Source organism: Cutibacterium sp. KB22876 (assembly GCF_059728865.1).
Genome location: NZ_AP040858.1, coordinates 1,236,067 through 1,258,319, shown reverse-complemented (window position 1 = coordinate 1,258,319; position 22,253 = coordinate 1,236,067). Strand labels below are relative to the sequence as shown.

Genomic DNA, 22,253 nt, shown 5'->3' with positions numbered 1-22,253 from the left:
GAAGGAGTTAGAAATCAGCGCGTTCAAAGCGCGCGACGCTCAACCGGACCGAGGCGATATTCGCCAGCACAAATACCGCAATACCACCGCCCAGGATCGCGAGCTGGCCACCTAGATGCTGTATTTCAATAGCATTGAGGACAGCGCCAATCGGCCCACCCAAGTGAGCAGCTACCTCGATCACCACAGCCAATAAGGCAGCCACGGTAGAAGCAACGATGCTGGGCATAGCCAAGCTTGACGCATTCTTCAGAAACATCGGAAAGAAGATAAGGTTGTAAATTCCAAACATGGCGAAGGCTAACCCCATCAGTGCAATGTTTGCTTCGATCCCCACGGGATTCAGAGCCGGGTTAATGCGATAGCGTGTGAAGATGACAGGAACACACGAAATCACCTGAACTATTTCCACCAGGCACGCAAGCTGGATGTAGCCAATCGCAATCTCGCGTTTACGTATCGGAAGCATCAGTGAAAAGTCCACGTCGTGATTCTCGCGGACGCCTTGGAACACGAAGTACAGCGCCAGAACCTGATAAAGGAAAGTCATGAAGTACGGGTACTCCGGCACATACAGCAGCGCTACCAGACCGATAAACAGCCATGTGATCGGAAAATTCACCAGACGAAGATTCTTTCGTAGCATGGTATTCACTTGCGCTTCTCCTCGCGCTCAAGATGGACGATGATGTCGTTGAGGCTGGGCTGGGAGGCGTCCAGACCAGAAACTAGGTCGGCGAACTCCCGAGGCAAGATCGCTTGGGTGCGATCACGCACCTCGGTCGCGCCCACGAGTGCCTCGCGTAGCTGCCCCGACAGCGACAGCGTTGGAGCATCGATCATCAGGTACCGGTGCAGGAATGAGTCGAGAGGTTCCGTGGCCCGCACCCTGCCCTGCTCCAGGTACGTGATGTCGTCAGCGATCTGCTCAAGATCGGTCATCTGGTGAGTGGAGAAGAGCAGCGAGAGACCTTCGCTATCCACGAGTGTGCGCAGATCTTGAAGCAGATCATCGCGAGAAAGTGGATCCAGCCCACTGGTGGGCTCATCCAGAATCACTAATTCCGCATTACGGGACAGAGCAAGGGCGAGACCAAACTTGACGCGCATTCCAGCCGAGAGCTCGTCGACCTTCTTACTAAGCACAAGATCAAAGCGCTCCACATAGCGCTCGAAAATCTTGTCGTCCCAGCTATCAAAGAAACGAGAATAAACATCGGCGATAACACTCAACTTCTTCTTAGGATAGAAAGTCACCTGACCGAGTGAGAGAGAAACACGGTTCCGAACTTCGTGCTCACGACCGTGATAGTCACTGCCAAAGAAGCGAACTTCACCGCTATCAGGATGAATATTTCCCATCAAGGCTTTGAGTGTTGTCGTCTTACCAGCACCGTTCTGCCCAACAAATCCCATCACTCGCCCTAGGGGAAGAGCGAAACTTACCTTATCCAATAGAAATTTGGGATACGTTTTTATCAGGTCTTCAACCTCGAGAACATACGGCTCCGCCATTATGCGTCCTTCCCTGCTTGTGATTGATAGGACACGCCTTCCAGTCTCGTTGCCACCTGACCCTCAGCATCTGCAACGACAATGTCGACGAGCTGATCGCGACAGCAGGCCGTGATGTGGGTCTGCTGGGGTGTGGCGCCAGCGATCCACAGGCGGTCCACACTCTGAGGCCATGGGGCGGGAGCGGACTCTCCATCAGCCCACCAGCCGATGTCCAAGGCATCTGTGGTCGTGTACACATCACAGACCACATTGCGCCCTCGACCGTGGTACTCCGAGTTTGCATCTATCCGGGCTTGCGCCGCACCCGTCGTCTTAGCCGCCGTAACGACACATTCATAGCCGCCCGCTCGGATAACGCCTGCGGCCACCAAGTCGCGCTGCCAAGCTTGGGCGCCCGTCTCCGTCGTCTCAATTACCGAAGAAGCACAGCCGGGAACAGAGGAAGCTGCAGACACCGTCGTTTGGAACAGCACCTCACCGCTCGAGACGAGGATAACGTCGATGTCGATCTTGCCATCGTCACGGGATCCCACCAGGGTTCTCGTCCACTGTGTCTCTCCCTTGCGGATTGCCAGGGGCTCACCCCACCGTAGATCCTCAAAGAGAACGGCCCCCGCAAGACCGGCGACCGATGCCGCCGCACAATATCGAGCAACTTCGATCCACGCTGCGGCAGGAACATAGTTTCGCTGGGCAAACTTATAGTTGCGCACTATTGGATTGCCAGCTTCCCACACTGACAGGAAAGCTTGATCGCGTAGATCGCTGTCATTGCTGAACACCAGAGCATGTCGACGAGACGGATGAGCAGCGCGTGTGCCTTGAACCACCAATCCGTGTCTCTCAGCAGCAAAGGGATAGAGCGGAGTGGTGGGAGTGCCGGGACGATTGTCGTCCCAAGGCGACGCTTCTCCTCGGACCCACCGGCCCAGCGTCGTGTCAGTGGGAGTGGCGGCCGTGGACTGTTCGCCACGCGTGTCGCCTTGGCCACTCTGTGGTGAAGACTGCGAGTCGTGCGTGACCTTGCCACGCTGCACACGGCTGTCATCACCAGCCAGCACGGCATCGATGATCTCGCAAGCATCTTCGGCATCACTGGCGGAGAACGTCAATCGGTATGCCATCGGCTGAGCCGCTAGACGTCCACGGGCGATCTGTTCGAGTCCCGCTCGGTCCGCACCTGTGAGCATCTCGCGTACCAATTCGAGGAGGCGAACGAGCGCCTCGGGAGATTGAGCAGAAAAGAGGAGGGGCACCGCGTCGCTCCATGCCTGCTCCACCCGCTCCTGGGCATGCGGCTTACTCACCACCATGTGAGCGTTAGCCCCACCGAACCCAAAGGAGCTGATGCAGGCAACATCGGACCGTCCGGTTGGCCAAGGAGTGTTTTCAACAGCAAGGGCGAGTACCCCTGGAGCGGGGTCAAGGTCGGGATTGACCGTCGTGAAATGGCCAAGCCCTGGAACTAGCGAATGCTCGAGGCTCAAGACGGCCTTCATGACGCTGACCAGCGCGGCGGCGGACTCGAGGTGCCCTACGACAGTCTTCGCTGATGTAAGGAGGGCAGGATCTGCATCTGGGTGGACTCCACCCAACGCGAGATTCAGCCCCTCAACCTCCATGGGATCGCCAAGAGGAGTACCTGTGCCATGGCATTCGACCATACCGACCTGCTCAGGCCCGATACGCGCCTCGGCGAGAGCTTCCGCAACAAGGGCAGCCTGCGCCCGCGGGTTAGGGGCACGCAGGGAGCCCGTATAGCCATCCTCATTGACGGCAGTCCCTTGGACGATGGCGCGGACCCGATAACCGTCGGCCTCGTGCGTACGACGCAAGACGAAGACAACGACGCCTTCGGAGCGAACATACCCATCCGCTGAGGCATCGAACGTAGCGCAGCGCCCCTGGCTTGACTGCATACCGGCCAAGTTGTTGCACATCAAGGTCGCTGCGGAGCCAAGATAGTTGACACCGGCGACGATCGCGACGTCCACCTCATGAGACAGCAATGCCTGCGTCGCTAGATGCAGCGCGACTCCTGAACTCGAGCAGGCCGTGTTCACGACAAGGCTCGGGCCGCGCAGGTCATACCAGCGCGAGAGGCGATTGGCCAGCATTGCCGCATGGTTACCGGAGTCCAGATGTCCAGCGTAGGAGTCACTTGCACCATCGGTAATACGCGAGATATCTCGATAATCGATGATCTGAGCTCCCACATAGACGCCAGTACGCGTAGCGCGCAGTGACGAGGGCCGCTCACCGGCGTCTTCAAGCGCGTGCCACGTCACCTCGAGGAGGCGACGCTGCTGCGGGTCCATCGATTGCGCCTCAAGTGGAGAGATATTGAAGAATGCAGCATCAAACTCGTCCATCCCCTCGACAATGCCGGCATACCGCGGCAGGGCCGACGTGTCATCATGATCGCGAAGGTGCTGCTCCACAAGCCATGGACGAGATTCCTCAAGGACAGAAATGCAGTCACGCTGGGTGACCAGCGCATCCCAGAACTGCTCAGGTGTCCGGATGTCGGGGGGAAGCTGGCAGGCCATCCCAACGATGGCGACATCCTCAATCAGCGGCGATGCAGACTCATTCTTGCCAGCGTCATCGTCCGCTTCGCCCACCTCACTCGACTCGATGCCAACGAGCGCAGCCAGGACCTCTTCCAGTTGCTCTGGTTGTGGGTTCATGAACAACTTACCCACGGGAACGTCCACATCTAGGAGATCGCTCAATCCGCGAGCCACTTGGATGTAATCCACGGAGCCAAGACCTAGTTCGGCGAGCGAGATATCAGAATCCCGCGAGATCCCCCAAGGCTCGAGCACCTCATTCAGGACAGCAATCACGTCGCCGCGCGTCAGCCCGGTCATCGGATGCCCTCTCCGAGGGCTGGGGTGTTTCCGTCCGGAACAGCCTTCTGCCGTCCCTCGTGGCGCCCGCCCCCGACGGCGCGTCGGGTGAGTCGGTTCAAAAAGATGGGCGTCAATACGAGTCCGACGAGCATCCACACGGACACATTGAGCGCAGCAATTTCGGGCTCAAACTTTCCGCCGATCTCCAACACTCCACCGGATGCTGGCAGCATCGCCTCACGGAAGAGCTGCCCAAGCCAGAATAGCGGCGAATACGAACCCACCGTTTGCATCCAAGCCGGGGTCATAATCATGGGCACTACCAGCCCCGAGAAGATAATCATCACAACAAAGGGGGTCATGGCGGCACTGATCGACGACGATCCGCTGCGCACAATTGATCCCAAAAGCAGACCCCACGTGGTGCATAATAGCAGGCCCGTAATCAAGGCAGCGATGAGAAGAAGAATGTTGACCTGGAAGCCTGAGGAAAAGAAAAACACCGGCAAGAGGAGCGCAGATCCCAGAAGCGTGCTCAATGTCTGATGGATGGTCTGCCCAACGGCATAGATCGCGAGTCCCTGGGGGAGCGTGCGCAACCGCTGCACGGTACCGTCGTAACGTTCTACTAACAGCGAGGTAAGGACACCGGAGAAACAGATCATCGTGACCTGCAAGGTGAGTAGTCCTGGAAGCACCGCGACGGGAACGGGGACGCCCATCAGTTGGCTATCGCGATACACCCATAACGCCACGCACATGATGGCTGGCGGCAGGATCATGGTGATGATGTCTTGGGGCCGGACGAGTACCAACCGCAGCGAGCTCAGGCCACGAGCGACGCCGACTCGGAGAATCAGACCCAGATTCATGAAACCCGCTCCTCTTGTTCTGCTGCCTGCGCTGCCATGATCCGCAAATAGCTGTCTTCAAGACTTCCGTGTCGGATCTCGAGATGATCGATGTCACGATTCTTCGGGTCCGCCAACAGTTGCCGTGCCAGTGCGAGATAGCCAGCACCGGCTTGCTCCACGTGCTTTTCGCCCGACTCGACCCACGTGACGGTTACCTCTCCCCCAGAGCGCCGCTTGATTTCTTCCAGCGTTCCTTGAGCCACGACCTGACCTCGAGAGATGGTCAAGAGTCGGTCCGCGATCTGCTCGACTTCATCGAGATCATGAGTGGTCACCAAAATGGCGATTCCACGCTCGCGCGCCAGGAATGAAACAAGTTCATGAAACTCGTGCCTGGCGCGGGGATCGAGGCCAGCGGTCGGTTCGTCCATAAAAATGATCTCAGGCGATCCCAACATCGCAAGCGCGACGTCGACGCGGCGTCGCTCACCACCGGACAGGCGACCCAACGGCCGATCGATAAACGCGTTGAGGCTGAGGAATTCCGTCACCTCAGCAACCAATCCATGATTGATCTGACCGCACCCATCCACCGGGTAATAGCGGGAGCAATGTTCCAAGATGCGTCGCGTCGTCCACCGTGGGTGGTCCTGCCACGACTGAAGAACGATGCCCATCTTGGAGCGCCAGCGCTCGTCGCCGTCCCAGGGTTCGATACCGAACACCTTGACGTCACCCGATGACGGAATGCGGAAGCCTTCCAGAATCTCCATGGTCGTGGTCTTGCCACTGCCATTGGGACCGAGAATGGCGACCACCTCGCCCTGGTGTACGTCAAAACTAATGCCGTTGACGGCAGTCTTGGACCCATAGCGCATTACCAAGTCGGTAACGGATACGACAACCCTCTTGTCACTCATCCCGGCCCCCCTCATCGTTCAATTCCCAGGGCATAAGATTGTCGTTGGCGTACGCGGCCATACGCTTCCTCACCAGCGGATCGGCAAAGCGACTCAAGTTCGCTTCAATCGCATGGGGACGGGCTGCTTTTGTGGAGCAGATGACGTCAGCCGAAAACCGCTTCAGGGGAGCGACACCATCGCGTGGAATCCGACACAGCCGGTTGAGCAGCCGCGCAAGCAGAACGTCGCTGCGCTCACCCATCTCGTCCACGAGCCCCCACGACAAGGCCGTGCTCGCGTCGATCGTGCGCGTTGAAATCGCCAATGTATGCGCACGTCGCGCGCCGATTCGATGAGCGAGGAAAGGAAGCACCATGGCGGGCATCAGACCAAAGAGCATCTCAGGAAGGGCAAACGTCGCCAATTGGTCCGACACGACAAAGTCGGACGCGGCGACAAAGCCCACACCGCCAGCCGCCGTCTTGCCGCGCACGTGCGTGACAACGATGACATCTCCCGAGATCATCCTGGTCCAGAGGTCGAACAGATAATCCGGCTGATGGGCGCCGGCGGCCTCGCTCGAGACTGCTACGAGATCCGCACCTGTACAGAACACATCCGGCAGCCCCGACATGATTAGAACCCCCGACCGTCGAGATGCCTCATCGAGGCCGCGCTCAACGGTCTCCAGCATCTCCCCGTCCAACGCATTGGCAGCGTCGGGACGGTGAAATCGAACGGTTGTCACACGTTCGGTGCTCTCCAGCGAGGCCGATGACATGTCAGGCCCCCTTCGCTAAGAGTTCCTGGGCAGCCTCGTACAAACTCCGGTTGATGATGCCCACGTGGCGCTGACGCCAATCAGCGAAGTCTGTCCCGGCTGCCCAAGAGTTGAACGCACCCATCGCGGGGCCAGTTGGAACGAGGTAGTCCACTTGATGCTCAGGATCGCCCGCCAGGGCAGCCTCCGCACAGTGATCGAGGTAGCTCCGAATCACACCCACAAAGACGGCTCGAGGATCGGCTTCGTCTGGGGGCAGAAGGTGCGCATGCACTGCACGCTGTCGTGCGGAGTCGAACGTCTCGCCCAGCACGCGACGCTCGATTTGGTCCTGGGTGAGCTCGTCGACCTCGTCCCAGGAGCTGAAGCGCTCAAAGACGTCTCGCAAGCGCTTGGCACGTGCGCTCACCAAGGTTCCTCGCCGCATCACCTGCATGGGCGTCAGGAGTTCAAAGGCAGCAGCTGCTGGCGCGGTCGTCGTATCTTGAATCTCGCAAGCGGCCAACAGATCCTTGACGTGATCGCTCGTCGCAGCCTCAGGAGTGCACTGATTGATGGACCCCGTCATGAGGAATTCGGCGCCCATCACGAGCGCAGCCGCGAAGGCCTCCGGTGAGCCGAGACCCCCTGCCAAGCCCACCGGAATGGGGTGCGAGAGCACGGTCGTCGCTTGATCCCGCAACCGCAGGAACGTGGGAAGAACGGCTGTGGCCGGAGCATGATCGGTGAGCCAACCGCCCTGCGAATCCGCACACAAGGAGCTAGCTGCGGCGATCGAGGACGCTACCTCGGCCTCGGCCGCAGTCACACGGGCTTCGCTGACTAGACGCTGCACGAGCGAAGCCGACAGCGGCGCGCAGAACTGACGGGCCACCTCCGGACGCGACGTCTTACACATCACCTGGTGAGGTGCGTACACCTGCTCATCTCGGCGGTAAGCACCCTTGAGCCGGAAACGGGCTAGTACCGGGGAAACACTGACATAGCCGGACGCCTCGAGACGCGTCACACCATGGCGTAAAGCGATGTCAATGAGAGCGGCCTCTCGGTCCGGCTCATACCAAGAAGGCGAGACCGCCAACGCCCAAGGCCGGGCGCCCAGCAGCGACGTGGTCTCACGGACCAGGCGCTCTACCTCGTCGAGGGGAAGTCCCTCCGTCCCCAGAGCTGCGACGAGACCGGACTCAGCCGCGGCAGCGACAAAGCGGGGACCGCTAATGCCACGGAACATAGCGCCGCACACCACGGGAAGCACATCGAGGTCTTCGACGCCGACCCTCTCGGGCTGGTCGTCTCCCCCTGCGGGTTCGGCGAGCGAGCTCGACACCTCGGCAGCAGCCTCGCTCTCGGGCACATAGATCGGTTTTGCCGAGCGCTTGATCTGCCTCGCGAGGCCAGACAAGACTGCACCAGGACCCACTTCCACAAAGTCAGTGACTCCGTACCCCATCAATACCTGGATGGACTCGCACCACCTGACCGGGCTTGAAATCTGCCGGACCAGCGTCTTGGCCACTGCATCCGCTTGATACGGGCGGGCTGTCACGTTCGCGATCACGGGAATCGTCGGGGCATTCAACGCCATGCCGTCGACGAAGGAGGCAAATTCGACGCTAGAGGGCTGCATATGCCGTGAGTGGAAAGCCCCGCTGACATTAAGCGTCACGTAGCGAGCACCACGCTTCTCGAAAGCTTCGCGGGCGGCCTCGATATCTGTGGCGGCACCAGCCACCACCACCTGCTTCGGCGAGTTGATGTTCGCGAGATCGAGGTGGTGGAGCGATTCTTCATTGATGACGTCAAGCACGCCCTGCTCATCCAGACCCACAACCGCTGCCATTCCCCCGCCACGCACCTGGGACATCAAAGCGCCACGCCGCTGCACAAGCCGTAGACCTTGTTCAAAGTCCACTACGCCCGCAGCAAAGAGTGCGTCGTACTCACCAAGACTGTGACCTGCGACAAAGTCAGGCTGTGCCTCTCCGTCATCAATGCGGGCCAAGTAGGAGAGCGCGTTCACGATAAACAACGCCGGCTGCGTGAACTGTGTCTGAGACAACTCCGAGCGGGGATCCTCCAAACACAGTGTCTTGATGGAGTAACCAAGGACCTCGTCGGCCTGCTCCACCAGCTGGGGGTAGCGCTTAAACAACTCGGCACCCATGCCGACGTGCTGAGAACCTTGGCCAGGAAATAGATGAACGATCATGTGCTACGTCTCCTCAAAGTGACGCGCGGTCAGTGGGCGGGACAAGATGAGCGAACTATTGACGCCTCCGAACCCAAAGGCGTTACTCATGACGTGGTGAACTGGACGCTGCTGGCCACGGAGATCCAGATCAGCCCTTACCGGGTGTGGCACCGGAGTGGGATGGATGAACTCCCCGGCAATCTGCAGGCAACATGCCACTGCCTCGACCAAGGAGGCAGCGCCCAGGGCATGGCCAACGAGCGCCTTGGTTGCCTGCAAGACAGGACCGTGTTCAAACACGCCGGACACCGCCTCCAATTCAACGGCGTCGCCAAGCGCTGTTCCGGTGGCGTGAAGATTGATGAGGTCGATTGCGTCAGATGCCAATCCAGCTTGCTCTAGGGCTAGACGGAAAGTGCTCTGTTCCCTTTCCAGGTTCGGCCGTGTACCGCGGCTTCCGCCGCCGCGAACTACTCCGCTGCTAAAGACAGCCATACTTTCGCCGCCCCGGGCCGCTGCATGGTTTTGTGATTCCAGGAGCACGGCCGCGCCAGCTTCTGTCAGAACCAGCCCGTGCTGCTCGGCATCCAGCGGGATGCCCGTAACCCCCGGAGCTCCTGCTGCACCGACATTGACGAATGCTTGGACGGTGGCAGGGTCAAGATGATCACTGCTGCTGACCACGAGTGCCGCATCACACGCACCCGATTGGATGGCTCGGGCAGCTGCGACAAGTCCACAGCTTCCCGCGGCCGACGCACCACCAACCACCATCGTTTCCCCTGTGGAGCCGACCAGTTCTGCAAGGCTGGCCGCCACGTCCGTTGCCCAGACTGACTGCACGTCGCTTGGGCGCACAGCGGCAGGTTGCCTGGCGAAGGTTTGGTGGAGTCCCCACTGGACGTCGCTGGTCTGTCCTTCTCCCGCAACGTAGACCGCCCAGCGGTCAGGGGCAACCGCACCTCGGCCCCCCGCTTTCTGGACTGCCTCTGATGCGGCGAGGAGAGCCAGTCCCAACTGCCGGGAACACCGGCGTGGAAGCACCGTGCCAGGCAGCAGTCCTTCAATCTCGGACATGGCCTGAAGCCTCTCAGCCGCAGTCTGCGGGGCGCGGATGACACAGCTACCGTCGGAAGGGTTTTCGCGCATGCGCCCCTCGCGTAGGAGGCGGCCGAAATCAGCAGCCCCCAGCGCTCGCGGCAGTTGGATCCCCACACCCGAGATGACCACTTTGTCAGCCATGGTGAACCTGCTCAGCTATCCTCTCAGCGGCCTCGCGTTCCTGATGAAACGGCGTCATCACAGAAAACACGTGCTTTCCTTCACGGGCTAGGCGAAGAATGGCCGCCTGTCCGCCTCCCGGTGCTAGGTCCACGATCACGCGGTGCTGGCCACCGATTAGACCACGAACACTCTCAAGAAGGTGCATTGGCCCGCGCAGGGTGCAGTAGGCGTCATCCAGAAGGTCGCCATTCACTGTTAATCCCGTGGAACACCTCACCACGTCAGTTCCCTGGAAGGGGGTGAGATCCAGCGTCGGCACCTCTGGAGCAAGCGGGGCAACGGCTGCAGTGTGGAAGGCAAAATTGACCGGCAGGCGGGACACTGTCAACCCGGATTCTCTGGCGATCCGGTCCGTCTCTGCCCACGCAGAGTTGACGCCTGCGACGACAGCATGACGGTCACCGTTGCGGGCGATAACCGTTGCATCCATCTCATCCAGCACCTGACCCAAGTCCGAATCACCAGAATCGATCAAGGCCACCATCCATCCTGCGGACATCCGATGCTCCGCTGCCGTGGTGAAACCTGCGATGTAAGCCACCGCGTCCTCTAGCGGAAGCCGAGCAGCGATCACTAACGCGATAAACTCGCCCAAGGAATTCCCAACCAGAGTGGACGGGCGCACGTCATAACTCGCGAGCACCTCGGCTAGCCCCACTTGCACGGCCACAAGGGCGATCGATGAGAGCGTGAGGTCATCGCAGGGATCAGCGAGCTGGCGTCTCTCGTCATAGAGATACGGCATGAAGCGCCGGCCGGTGCAGACGTGCAACGCGTCGTCCGCCCGATGCATGGTCGAGGCAAATTCAGGGGCAGATTCAAGCAACTTTCTGCCCATGCCGAAGTACTGGCCGCCTTGACCACCAACTAAGAATGTCACCTGTGCCACGCTGACTACTTAAAATTAAACAGGCCGACTTGACCAGCACGCATGCGAAAGCGTCTGAATTGATTAATATCTTGCAGGGAGAAGTAGATATTTTTCTCCACTACTTCTGCCATAGACAGGCCAAGTTCAGAACGGTAGCGATGCCCCGGCCACACACGGATATCCCCTGGCACCATGCGGTGCAGTTTTTGAATGCTTCTATACATGTCATCCACATCTCCACAGGGGTCGGCAATAATCCCACACCCTTCAATAAAGAGGGTGTCACCACTAAAGAGTGCATGCTCCTGTAAATAACACACGCTACCTGATGTATGACCTGGAGTAAGAAGAACCGTCAGCGAGACGGAATCGACGACGATCTCATGACCGTCCCATACCGGCCTTAGCCCCGGACAACGAAAATGAGAGACAGCGATTTCACCAGCTGACATATAGACTGGGCACTTGTGCCGCATAGCCAACTGTGGGGCAGCATTAACATGGTCATCATGACTATGAGTCAGGACCACCGCACCGAGTTCGGCACCGAGATTTGCCAGCGCCAATTCGATGGCCGCCGAATCCCAGGCGGGGTCCACGATGACGGCACGCTTGGTCACTTCATCCTGCAGAATGTAGCAGTAATTGATCGCAGCCCCAGACCTAACCCGAAGTGGATAGACGGCAACTGGCACCTTCCGCGACGAACATATCGCCATGTCTTGACCGAACATACCCACCCCCAGCATTCATGTCTCGAGACCCGACCACGCAACGGGCGATCAGTGGCGTGCACACCTCACGTTAGAGGCCCCAAATGAACTGCAGGTAATCGCAGGATGATGATTAGTAGTACTGTGATTGAGGACTTATCGGCTCTTCATGACAGATCTGCGCCTTCAACCTGGTCAACGAGGCATCCGTAGGCGCTGCGGCATTCAAGATCACCGAAGTCATTGTTTCGCGGCTTCTGACCAAACTGGGGCTGGTGCCCAACGTTCCCGGACCTTTCCACCCCGGCCAGCCCTACGATCAATCCCGACGAGATTGCCACCACAAGACAAACGCCCAGCCCACCCACCTCGGCCGATGCATCAAGATCACCGCTCGAGCCCCTCGGCTGCGGGGCTCCCCTGGAGGTCGCCACGTTTGCCCGAGCACCCTATCGGGGGCAGCCACCAACATTGACGCGGCAGCACCACACTCAGGAACTGCCAACATGGGAGAACTACACATGCTCATCTGTCACCGCTTTTACGGGCTTTTCACAGTCGATGGTGTGGTGGTGGGTTGATCTTGGTCTGTGGGTGAGGGCCGAGGCCTTTCGAAGATGGAAATTTTCACATTCACCAATCTGTACGACCTCGAGGTGTCCAGCGCTACTTTCGTTCGTTCTGATCTGGCCACGTTCACAGGCCTTGATGAACTCGGCTTGGAAGTCGTAGGCCAACACCTTGAGCCCGAGCGCGCGGTCCTGGCTTGCCGGGTCATCGACGATGACCGGTGGTGTCGACGGCTTGCGCACGAACCGTTCGGCTGGCGGCCGACGACCTTGCTGGTCCGAGTGCGTCGGTATCGTTGTGTCGAGTGCCGACACGTGTGCTGCCAGGACATGGGCAAGGCTGCCGAACCGCGAGCGAAACTGCCACGACCTGCGCTGGGTTAGGCGCTGGAAGACCTCGTCGTGGCCCACCTCACGGTGGCCCGGATCGCTGAGGGACTGGGCGTGTCGTGGAACAGCGCCAACAACGACGTCCTAGCCGAAGGCGAACGGGTCTTGATCGAGACCGAGGGGCTGCTTCGATGGGGCCACGACTATCGGGGTTGGCCAGCATGTCTAGCCTGGCACCAAGAAGGGTGACAAGTACGTGCCGATGGTCATCGGCCTCACCCTGTCTGTTCAGGAATGGCACCAACCCCGCCCGGCTGCCAGGCATGGCCGAAGGCCGCTCCAAGCAGGCGTTTAAGACATGGCTGGGCGACCGTGAGCAACACTGGCGCGACCGCATCGAGGTCATCGCGATGGACGGGTTCACCGGCTTCAAGACCGCCACGAATGAGGACCTGCCTGACGCCACTGCGGTGATCGATCCCCTCGGCGTGGTTCGTCTGGCTGGGGAGGCGCTCGACGGGTGCCGACGGCAAGTCCAACACGAACTCCACGACCGGCTCACTGCCGTGCTAATGATGACCACCTCGAAAGAGAGGCCACGTGGGGCATCGACCAACCCATGATCGCTGCCTACCAAGACCCCGACCACCAACATGGCCGCACGCTGGTGTCCACGCTCATCACCGCCCTGACCACACGCGTCCCCAAGCCGCTGACCGAGTTGATCACCCTGGGAGGCGCCCTGGACAAGCAAGCTGCCGACATGCTGGCCTACTTCGAGCGCCCCGCACCAGCAACGGCCCCACCGAAACGGTTAACAGCCCCCTCGAGCACCTCCGAGACAGCGCCCTCGGCTTGCGCAACCTCCCCCACGACACCGCCCGCCCACTACTCAAAGCAAGCGGATTCAAACCCCAACGACACCCACGATTGAGAAGCGCCGCATTGGCCAGTTCGTGTACAAGGACGCCAGCTGACGGATACTGACGCGGTAGATGGCGGCATCTTAGGCGTTGACGTAGCCTTGAAGAATGTTCTGCAAGTGCGCACACAAATCCTCTGACAAGGCCACACACGCTCATCGCACCGCTCGCCTCCTGACGGCGCTGTGTGCTGGAGCGGGAACCTTGCACTTCCTCAAGCCGGAACCCTTCGACAGCATCATTCCGCCTGAAATCCCGGGTGAGCCGCGCAACTGGACGTATGGGTCCGGCGCTGCCGAACTGACGACGGCGGCCCTGCTGGCATGTCCGCGGACCCGCCGCCTGGGCGGACGGGCTGCTGCAGCCCTGTTCGTCGCAGTGTTCCCCGGAAATCTGGAGATGGCCCGCCAGTGGCGTGACCGCGAGCCCAAGTGGCAAGTGATCTCCTTGGGTCGGCTGCCGCTGCAGGCCTTGTTGGTCAAGCAGGCTCGGGAAGTGGCGAAGAACTGCTGAGTTCGCATTCTTGCCATTGATCTCGGGGTCCGGAACATCGATGTTCCGGACCCCGAGATCGTTCGGCAAGCCGCCTACTCACAAACCTGAACTCGCCCCACGTTCCGAGGCCGATTGGCATGATGCAGCAGCCTCGTGATGCCCCACCTGAGCGCAAATGTGTCCATCTGATCGACACATCGATGGAACGTGTCGAGATTCTTCACTTTCTTCGACACGTTTATTGGATCTGGTTACGCTGTGACCATGTGGAACCACCCTGATCGCCCGTATCAGGATTTGCCTGCGCTCCCACCATCGGGCGTTGTAGAGACGCCGGCGGTGCTCAAGGCAACGATCACGGCCAGTCGCGCGCTGGCACGTCTCGACGGCGCCTACAAGCGTCTCCCTGACCCGACGATGCTGATCAACCTGATCCCGCTCATGGAGGCACAGGCGTCCAGTGAGATCGAGAACATCGTCACGACCAACGATGAACTGTTCAAGGCGGCCAATGGGGCGCTTCCCGACGTCACTCCTCAGGTCAAGGAGGCCCTCCGCTACCGAGAGGCACTCCGTGCAGGCCACGAATCCCTCGCCACTCGCCCCATCACCACCAAGACCGCAATCGAGGTCTGCTCCCACATCCACGCGCGAACGGCCATCATCCGCGACCAGCCCGGCACCTACATCGGCAATCCCACGACGGGGAACCGGATGTACACCCCGCCCGAGGGCAGGGACGTCATCCTCGACCACCTGTCAGCCTGGGAGCGCTTCCTGCACAGCAACCACGGACTGGACCCGCTCGTCGTGATGGCGCTGTCCCACTACCAGTTCGAGGCAATCCACCCCTTCTTCGACGGCAACGGACGCACCGGACGAGTGCTCAACTTGCTCATCCTCATCGAGACCGGCCTACTGCAGCTACCCATTCTGTACTTGTCCGGACACGTCATGCGCCACAAGGACACCTATTACGAACGACTGGACGCCGTGACCCGCGAGGATGCCTGGGAACCGTGGATCCTGTTCATGCTGGACGGCGTGGAGTCGACAGCACGCTGGACCCTGGACCTGGTCGAGACCACCGACACGATGCGCGGCACGATGGAGACCGAGATCCGTGCGCTGAATTCGAAGGTTCCGGCTGCCTCGCTCACCCGGCTCTTGTTCTCGCAGCCCTACCTCAGGATCAACAACGTCGTGGAGGCTGGCCTCGCCAAGCGCCAGACTGCTGCCCGGTGGCTCACCGAGATCTCTGACACGGGGCTGGTCGTCAAGGAGAAGGTCGGCCGAAACGTCGTGTTCATCAACACACGCCTGCTCCAGACGCTGTTCCAGACGCCCCTGCCCGACTGAAGCCCCACCGCACCACGGTGGGGCACCCCGAGTCCCTAGGCCCGGACCAGAGGGAGGCACACCGCCCCGTCCGATCATCACATCCAGCACAGTCAGACGTTGAGGCGGAACTCCACCACCACGTTCCGCAGCCGATTGGCATCATCCGTGACTTGAAGGTCCGAGCCCGCCGAGATTTGGCTCTTCGCCCGCGCTGGCCCACTCGAACTCTTCCCCTGTCCATCGGTAGAGCCCTGCGTCGTAGGCCCGATGGTGGTTTGCACACAGGAGTCGACCGTTCTCCCGACTTGCCCTGCCCCCTCGCGCATGGGGCACAAGGTGAGCGGCCTCCAACAGTTCCGGCAGGTCCAGGCCACAGATGGCGCACTTTACAGGACCGGATCCAAGAAGGCGTCGCCTGAAATCACTCTGGCTATTACGCTGGTAAGCGAGAACTACAGAATCACTGCGGGAGACATCCCAGTCATCGACTGAACAACCTGACCGCGGACTTGCCACGCAGGCATCGAGAAACGCCCACAGCCAAGAGTTGTGCCAGTCCAGTCGACGCGATCGCCGACGTCGGTCGCGAATTGCGGAGATCCGACGTGAAACAAGCTGCGCCACCTTGTCGTCCGATAGGAGTTTGAGCGCCATCGCCCCAGGCAGCCTCAGAGCTATCCCGTCTCCATCCAGTCTGGACGACTGGATGGAGACACCAGCCAACTCCGCGGCCCAAGTGATGTCCTCGTTTGGCTCGCCCCACACGGACACCTGCGCGAGTCCACCATGAGACCGGTCCAACTCAACCACCAGCACCTCGACCCAGCCCACTGAAACTACCGAGGCCCGACACTTCCCTTTGGGAGCTCGCCCATTGCCAGGCAGACAGGACACCGAGAAGTCATCCCGTTCCCTCAGGCCAGATTGACTCGCGAACAGCTCAAGCACCGCGAGCACGTCAGGAGCTCCTGTCAGGGCAGCAAAGACCTCGAAAGCCTCACGACTTGCAGCCCGTGACCGGCCAGTCCCACTAGAAGATGGCGGAAGCGAGTCGACGCTGTATCCCGCGGACAGAAGCGCCTCCCGGTACACAACGACGAGGCCATCAGCGTCAATGCCATGACCCGCCGAACGACCGTCACGGGAAAATGTTGGCATCCCACCACGAGGCTACTGTGCACCGCTGCTGAGCATGTTGACGGCAGCGCCGTGGCCGCGCTCCAGCGACCTTCCGAGGGCCAAATCGGGACGAAAAGCAGAACTCCACCACGACAAGGAATGACTTCTCCTGTCGCAGTAGGCCAAGATCCTCAGTAGAACATCGCGCACGGCGACCGGGATAAGGCGCATCGACTTACAGCCGGCGACGCCGGGGCTGCCTAAGAAGACCGTCATCAAGTGCGCCGACAACTCGGTGAGGCACTCTCGAATCTCGCCAGTGCGGTCGAGTTCGCGCATGCGCCCCATCATCTGCAGCGGCGACGCGACCATGTCCACCTGCTCGGGTACCGGATCGACGAAGATGACATCGAGACCGCGCGCCGCCAACCAACTGGCATAAACACTCGTGGCGCCGCCGATGTCCAAGACTCGGGCCTCGGGCGGAATGAAGCTCAGGTAGCGTCGCGTCGCCTCCAATTCCAGCAGCCCGGCGGTGTGGCGACCCCGCAGCCAGCCAGCCTCGGAGCAGTTCGCGTAGAAGGCGCGAGGTTTGGCGTCAAAGTCTTCTTCCTGAGCCATACAGCCATCTTCATAGACCTGAGAACCAAATACACAGCCAATTTCTTGGCCCCGTGGTCAGCGGGCGGCCCCAGAGCATGTAGACTGAAGCCATTGTTCGACAGTAGGGTTGGTTTGCATTACGCAAGACGGGTTCTCACGGATCCGAGCAGTTCCTTCTGGCAAGTGTGAAGAGCAACATCCGGAAGCAGCCGAAAAGCGGTCGCTCCACAAATCGAAGGATTGCAACATGGCAACCGGCACCGTTAAGTGGTTCAACGCCGACAAGGGCTACGGCTTCATCCAGCCCGACGACGGCTCCGCCGACGTCTTCGCTCACTTCTCCGCTATCAACTCCTCGGGCTACCGCTCGCTGGACGAGGGCGACCAGGTTGAGTACGACGTGGAGCAGGGCCCCAAGGGCCCACAGGCGTCCAACATCACCTTGAACCGCTAATATCACGTGATCTTAGGCGAGGCCGCTGCCCTTCGGGGCAGCGGCCTCGTGCTTTTCCTTCGGCAAGCAGATCACCAACCGCCGGGACCTCGCGCCCGACCAGAGGCCGATGCACTCCCTGTGACCAGCGAGCTCGACGAGCGCGCCCGCGCCCGGGACGACAAGCCAGGTCGACGCAAGGAGGCCCCCGTGGTCATCATGGGCGGGTGACCCCCTCAGCCATCCACGAAGTCCTGGAGATCGTGGCCGGCGCTGGGTTCGCCCCAGCCCCGCGTACGACCTGGTGATCACCCGCATGACGATGCACCACGTCGCCGACCTCGAGCACCTCATGACCAGCGTGCGCACAATGCTCCGCTCGGGCGGCGCCTACCTCGCCATCGATCTGACGGACCGCAGCGCCGACTTCCACGACCACCCGACGCCTCCGGTCCCAATCTCATATTCACAGGGCAAGGGCGGACAGGTTCAGTTGGCGTCAGGATCAGCCACCACCGTTGACATACTCACTACAAGCAGGTCAGAGGTCCCAAGCCCAGCTCAGACCCCATCTAAACGTGAAACGAAACTCGATTACACGATGAAGCGGAATTCCACCGGCTTCCGGGCAGAACTAACGTGACTTGGGATCAACGCACCACGACCGAAGCGACGCAGCAGCCTCATCCAGATCAGCCCTACCACTCGCCACGGCGATGACGAGGTTGTATGCATCGTCGTCCGGAGCTTCCACCCACCAGCCATTGAGGTCCAAGAACACCACCGTCGCCAACCATCCCAACCGCTTGTTGCCGTCCACCAGCGCATGATTGTTCACCAGAGAGTCCAGGAGAGCCGCAGCCTTGGACCCCAGTGTTGGATAGGCATCACCGCCCCACAGCGAGGTGCGTGGACGCGCCGCCGCAGACTCAAGCAAACCAACATCACGTACCGGACCAACCCCCAAGTCTTCAACCAAGGCCATAAGGTCCTCAACCGTGAGAAAAACGGTCATCGACCCAGCCGATCAAGGACATCGGCATACCGAGCCCGCGCCCTCGCCGAGGCGTCAGCCACATCCTTCGTGTGCCCCCTCCGCGCCGCCACCTCATGGATCGCGCGAATCGTCGCCTCCTGGCGACTGATCCCGTCATCCTCGGCAAGACGCGTGAGAATCCGCTCGTCCTCTTCTGTCAACCGCAACGTCATGGCCACGAGATGATGATACCAAAGTGGTATCACCATCGGGCTGGAAGACCGCCGCACCAAAGCTCCGCCGAATTCCGAATCCGGTGAGAGTCGGCTCACCACGACCACGCAACCACTAGTCCCAACCGACGACCGAGATCATTGGTCGCGTTCGAGCAGGGAATCCCGACGCTGCGGCCGAGATCTGGCACCTCGTCAGCAGTCTCCGGATCAGTACGACGAAGTCAGTTCAGCACGTCCCGCAGGTGAGCTTTAGACGTCGGCAACATAGATGGCCTCCGGCTGAGCTAGCGCCGAGTCACGAAAGTACTGGTTGCGGATCGATCGCTTCACGACAAGGTCAACGTCACGATCGACAATCCCGCGCAGCTCGTCGCGCAAACCACAGAAATCCTCAAAAGGATCCGACTGGCCAGGAACGAAGCCGACCAAGAAATCGACGTCACTGTCAGCGTCGAGCCCTCCCTACACCACAGGACCAAACACGGCCAGTTCCGCGACGCTGTGCCGTTTCGCGGCGCGACTGATCGCGTCTCAGTCGATGCTCACGGCGATAGCCATATCCCCCAATGTCGCACCGGGTGAGTAGTTACCGGTCGATGTGCATGTCAGGTTCGACACCGGATCGCTTGCCAGGCACAAGAGGGGTGGCCGAGATCCTGGTCGCGACGGATGCTCATCGAGGCCCACGACCATGCAGCTGCCCCGCGAGCCCGCCTGCTGACGAGCCTCAACTGATATTCGCGATCACCGATCGAACCCAGCGTGCCAGCAAGCCCACATTCCGGACCCCACGCCCAGATTCAGTCACCATTCCGCTTATGCCACGCGGTATTCCATCTCGATGCCAGTAAAGGGTTTTCCATCAATAGTGGTCGTAGCGCCAACGCGAGTTTGGCAAAAGCCCAGCGACTCGTAGAGGTTGATGGCATTCGTATTGTGCTGGTATACGCCGAGTTCGACGACGCTTGCATCAACGGCTTTCGTTGCCGTTTCTATCAGTCCAACGACCGTCGCCCGTCCCAGACCTCGCCCACGACAGGCCGGGGCCACGATAATGCGCCCGATTCGAACCCGACCACTAGCCAAGAGCTTGTAGGAACCAGACGCCACCAGCATGTCGTTGACCTTCATCGCCAAGACCACCCAGCCATCGTCAGACGTAGCAAGCAGATCCCTCCCGGTCAACGGGAAAGGCAGACGCGCCCCTCCGAACAACATGACATCTGCGCGACTATGAAGCCACCCGGCGACACAATCTGCCATGCGCTCGTCAAGCACATCGATTCGCACGTTCATCCTTCTTTTCCTCTGCCATGGCCACCGTCTCACAGCCCGATGTGAAAACGAATAACCGCTTGCGTTTGAGGCGCTGCTGGAGCCCACGCCAGCAACATACATCAGTCACGCCACGTGCAGCGGCATGATCTGCTCAGCTGCCGCGTCTTCCGCACGGTCGAGCTCGTAGTGGCTCTGCACATTGGTCCAGAATGTCGCCGAGGTTCCGAAGTACTTCGCGAGTCGCAATGCGGTGTCCGCTGAGATCCCTCGCTTGCCGTGCACGATCTCGTTGATCCGCCGCGGCGGCACACCTATCGACACAGCGAGCTTGTGCTGTGTGATCCGAAGCCCTCAATGAAGTCCTCCATGAGAACTTCTCCCGGATGGATCGGCTCGATCTCGTCAGTAGTAGTCAACGATCTCCACCTCCTCTGGTCCGGCGTCTGTCCATCTGAAACAGATCCGTCACTGGTCATTGATCCTGATGCTGTGCTGACCAGCTCGGTCGCCCTTGAGCGCCTCGAGTCGGTTACCGGGTGGGACGCGGAGGTCTTCGACCATCTCCGCAGATCCCACCTGACGAAGCTTGCGCAATGCCACCCGGAGGATTCGGGGATCATGGCGGGCATACGCTCACGATGCCACACCGCTCGGTGTCCTTGCTCCCGAACGATCTGATCACGCGCCCCGCATATAACGTGTCCCTATGTTCCCCGTCAAGCGGCGAGGGGCAGGGGTGATGGCTCTCGCGTTGGGGTGGGGGCCCGGTAGGGCTCCCGGTTCTTGAGCATGGCGAACAGGACATCACAGCGTCGGCGTGACAAGCAGATGAGGGCGGCGTTGTGCTTCTTGCCCTGGGCTCGTTTGCGGTCGTAGTAGGCCTTGGAGGTGGGGTCTGAGCGCAGTGCGGCGAAGGCGGACAGGAACAGGGCTCGTTTGAGGTGTTTGTTGCCAGAGCGGGCGGGAAACTCGCCGCGGATGCTGGTTCCGGATCGTCGGGTGACTGGGGCGAGTCCGGCGTAGGCGGCGAGGTGTCCGGCGGTGGGGAATTGGGAGGCGTCGCCGACGTCGAGCAGGATCCGTGCTGCGGTCCTGACCCCGACGCCTGGCATCGAGGTCAGGACCTCGGCAAGAGGGTGAGCATCAACAACCTGTTCGATCTGCGCCGCGAGTGCGTGTCGCTGGTCCAGCGTCTGGCGCAGCGATGCAGCGAGTTGGGGGCAGGACCTGCTCGGCTGCGGCGGTTCCGGCAACGATGACGGTCTGCTCGGCCAGGGCGGTGGTGATGGCATCGGCGAACTCTTGGGCGCCGCGCGGGTAGGCCTTGCTGATGACCCGCAGCAGCTTGGACTTCGACGCAGCGGCCATGGCCTGGGGCCCGCCGAGCTGCTCGATCACCGCGAGGCCTTGCTTGGTGGTCAACCGGGGTCCGACAACGCGTTCCAGGGCCGGGTGGATCTGGGTGAGCAATCCTCGGATGCGGTTCGACAGCCGGGTCGCTTCGGCGGCGAGGTCCTCGTCGAACCCGACCAACACCTTCAGCTCCGCGAGGGTTTCCTCGCCGGCGTCGACCCGGCGCAGGGTGTGGGGCATGGTCCTCGCGGTGTCGGCGATGACGAACGCGTCGCGGGCGTCGGTCTTGGCGTTGCCCGGGTAGAGGTCTGCTGCGCGGCGCATGGCCAGCCCGGGCAGGTAGGCGACCTGGATTCCCATGGACCGGGCGACCGCGATGGGTAGTGCTCCGATTGTGTTCGGCTGGTCAACGATCACCAGGACCCGGCCATGGGTCTGGAGCTTGTCGAAGAGTTCCTCGAGGCGCTTCTGGTCCTGGGGCAGGGGCTTGTCGAAGACCTTCCGGCCAGCAGCATCCAATGCGCAGGCGTGGTGGCCGGTCTTGCCAACGTCCAGCCCGCACCAGATGTCGAAGCCGCTGTCCTGATTCATGACAACCGCCATCCTTCCATCCCGAGATGAACGGTCG

Annotated in this window: 21 protein-coding genes and 2 pseudogenes; 4 read left to right on the top strand and 19 right to left on the bottom strand. The window is 60.6% G+C overall.

Annotation, left to right across the window (positions count from 1 at the left end):
• Positions 1-7 precede the first annotated feature (7 nt).
• Genes AC6I1W_RS05795 through AC6I1W_RS05750 form a run of 10 tightly spaced genes read right to left on the bottom strand, consistent with a single transcriptional unit; the run spans position 8 to position 11,975 of the window.
• The gene (locus tag AC6I1W_RS05795; protein ID WP_117188437.1) at positions 8-655 is read right to left on the bottom strand and encodes an ABC-2 transporter permease; all 648 of its coding nucleotides are present in this window, start codon (positions 653-655) and stop codon (positions 8-10) included.
• Positions 652-1,515: an ABC transporter ATP-binding protein gene (locus AC6I1W_RS05790; RefSeq protein WP_117188439.1), complete on the bottom strand. Its 864-nt coding sequence runs from the start codon at positions 1,513-1,515 to the stop codon at positions 652-654. The genes AC6I1W_RS05795 and AC6I1W_RS05790 overlap by 4 nt, the downstream gene beginning before the upstream one ends.
• Positions 1,515-4,391 (bottom strand): beta-ketoacyl [acyl carrier protein] synthase domain-containing protein, encoded by a 2,877-nt coding sequence (locus AC6I1W_RS05785; RefSeq protein ID WP_270237506.1) that lies wholly within the window; start codon positions 4,389-4,391, stop codon positions 1,515-1,517. The genes AC6I1W_RS05790 and AC6I1W_RS05785 overlap by 1 nt, the downstream gene beginning before the upstream one ends.
• Complete coding sequence (locus tag AC6I1W_RS05780; RefSeq protein ID WP_117188443.1) at positions 4,388-5,245, bottom strand: ABC transporter permease; 858 nt, start codon at positions 5,243-5,245, stop codon at positions 4,388-4,390. Before AC6I1W_RS05780 ends, AC6I1W_RS05785 begins: the two co-directional genes overlap by 4 nt.
• Positions 5,242-6,147: an ABC transporter ATP-binding protein gene (locus tag AC6I1W_RS05775; RefSeq protein WP_171048526.1), complete on the bottom strand. Its 906-nt coding sequence runs from the start codon at positions 6,145-6,147 to the stop codon at positions 5,242-5,244. Before AC6I1W_RS05775 ends, AC6I1W_RS05780 begins: the two co-directional genes overlap by 4 nt.
• Complete coding sequence (locus AC6I1W_RS05770; protein ID WP_117188447.1) at positions 6,140-6,910, bottom strand: enoyl-CoA hydratase/isomerase; 771 nt, start codon at positions 6,908-6,910, stop codon at positions 6,140-6,142. The genes AC6I1W_RS05775 and AC6I1W_RS05770 overlap by 8 nt, the downstream gene beginning before the upstream one ends.
• A 1-nt stretch (position 6,911) precedes the next feature.
• Positions 6,912-9,119, bottom strand: coding sequence for an ACP S-malonyltransferase (gene fabD / locus AC6I1W_RS05765; RefSeq protein ID WP_117188449.1), 2,208 nt, complete (start codon positions 9,117-9,119; stop codon positions 6,912-6,914).
• 3 nt (positions 9,120-9,122) lie between these two features.
• Positions 9,123-10,343: a beta-ketoacyl synthase N-terminal-like domain-containing protein gene (locus AC6I1W_RS05760; RefSeq protein ID WP_117188451.1), complete on the bottom strand. Its 1,221-nt coding sequence runs from the start codon at positions 10,341-10,343 to the stop codon at positions 9,123-9,125.
• The gene (locus tag AC6I1W_RS05755) at positions 10,336-11,274 is read right to left on the bottom strand and encodes an acyltransferase domain-containing protein (protein WP_117188453.1); all 939 of its coding nucleotides are present in this window, start codon (positions 11,272-11,274) and stop codon (positions 10,336-10,338) included. Before AC6I1W_RS05755 ends, AC6I1W_RS05760 begins: the two co-directional genes overlap by 8 nt.
• 5 nt (positions 11,275-11,279) lie before the next feature.
• Positions 11,280-11,975, bottom strand: coding sequence for an MBL fold metallo-hydrolase (locus tag AC6I1W_RS05750; RefSeq protein ID WP_270237509.1), 696 nt, complete (start codon positions 11,973-11,975; stop codon positions 11,280-11,282).
• A 650-nt stretch (positions 11,976-12,625) separates the two neighbouring features.
• On the opposite strand from AC6I1W_RS05750, the pseudogene AC6I1W_RS05745 reads away from it, so the two are divergent.
• From AC6I1W_RS05745 to AC6I1W_RS05735, 3 genes and pseudogenes are all read left to right on the top strand, one after another.
• A pseudogene (locus tag AC6I1W_RS05745) lies at positions 12,626-13,855 on the top strand (transposase).
• Between the two features lie 44 nt (positions 13,856-13,899).
• Positions 13,900-14,304: a DoxX family protein gene (locus AC6I1W_RS05740; protein WP_004811980.1), complete on the top strand. Its 405-nt coding sequence runs from the start codon at positions 13,900-13,902 to the stop codon at positions 14,302-14,304.
• A gap of 321 nt (positions 14,305-14,625) precedes the next feature.
• The gene (locus AC6I1W_RS05735; protein WP_249361169.1) at positions 14,626-15,645 is read left to right on the top strand and encodes a Fic family protein; all 1,020 of its coding nucleotides are present in this window, start codon (positions 14,626-14,628) and stop codon (positions 15,643-15,645) included.
• 141 nt (positions 15,646-15,786) lie between these two features.
• Here AC6I1W_RS05735 and AC6I1W_RS05730 read toward each other — a convergent pair whose 3' ends face one another.
• Together AC6I1W_RS05730 and AC6I1W_RS05725 are read right to left on the bottom strand one after the other, a co-directional pair.
• Positions 15,787-16,281 (bottom strand): HNH endonuclease, encoded by a 495-nt coding sequence (locus AC6I1W_RS05730; RefSeq protein ID WP_419762723.1) that lies wholly within the window; start codon positions 16,279-16,281, stop codon positions 15,787-15,789.
• A gap of 516 nt (positions 16,282-16,797) precedes the next feature.
• Positions 16,798-17,367 carry a class I SAM-dependent methyltransferase gene (locus AC6I1W_RS05725; RefSeq protein ID WP_256998435.1) on the bottom strand — a complete coding sequence of 190 codons (570 nt, stop codon included), beginning with the start codon at positions 17,365-17,367 and terminating at the stop codon, positions 16,798-16,800.
• 229 nt (positions 17,368-17,596) lie between these two features.
• Between AC6I1W_RS05725 and AC6I1W_RS05720 the strand changes: the two genes are divergently transcribed.
• On the top strand, positions 17,597-17,803 hold the full coding sequence (locus tag AC6I1W_RS05720; protein ID WP_004811983.1) for a cold-shock protein: 207 nt from the start codon (positions 17,597-17,599) through the stop codon (positions 17,801-17,803).
• A 613-nt stretch (positions 17,804-18,416) separates the two neighbouring features.
• On the opposite strand, the gene AC6I1W_RS05715 is transcribed toward AC6I1W_RS05720, so the two are convergent.
• From AC6I1W_RS05715 to AC6I1W_RS05685, 7 genes and pseudogenes are all read right to left on the bottom strand, one after another.
• Positions 18,417-18,797, bottom strand: coding sequence for a type II toxin-antitoxin system death-on-curing family toxin (locus AC6I1W_RS05715; protein ID WP_270237513.1), 381 nt, complete (start codon positions 18,795-18,797; stop codon positions 18,417-18,419).
• Entirely contained in the window at positions 18,794-18,991 is a 198-nt protein-coding gene (locus AC6I1W_RS05710; RefSeq protein WP_270237516.1) for a CopG family transcriptional regulator, read from the bottom strand. The genes AC6I1W_RS05715 and AC6I1W_RS05710 overlap by 4 nt, the downstream gene beginning before the upstream one ends.
• Before the next feature lie 252 nt (positions 18,992-19,243).
• Positions 19,244-19,372, bottom strand: a complete 129-nt coding sequence (locus AC6I1W_RS05705; protein WP_256998436.1) for a hypothetical protein — start codon at positions 19,370-19,372, stop codon at positions 19,244-19,246.
• Between the two features lie 438 nt (positions 19,373-19,810).
• Positions 19,811-20,290 carry a GNAT family N-acetyltransferase gene (locus AC6I1W_RS05700; protein WP_023035070.1) on the bottom strand — a complete coding sequence of 160 codons (480 nt, stop codon included), beginning with the start codon at positions 20,288-20,290 and terminating at the stop codon, positions 19,811-19,813.
• A gap of 105 nt (positions 20,291-20,395) precedes the next feature.
• Positions 20,396-20,593, bottom strand: coding sequence for a HigA family addiction module antitoxin (locus AC6I1W_RS05695; RefSeq protein ID WP_431831003.1), 198 nt, complete (start codon positions 20,591-20,593; stop codon positions 20,396-20,398).
• Positions 20,594-20,737: 144 nt separating this feature from the next.
• Entirely contained in the window at positions 20,738-20,872 is a 135-nt protein-coding gene (locus AC6I1W_RS05690) for a type II toxin-antitoxin system RelE/ParE family toxin (RefSeq protein ID WP_270237511.1), read from the bottom strand.
• Between the two features lie 116 nt (positions 20,873-20,988).
• Positions 20,989-22,216: pseudogene (locus AC6I1W_RS05685) on the bottom strand (IS110 family RNA-guided transposase).
• Positions 22,217-22,253 lie beyond the last annotated feature (37 nt).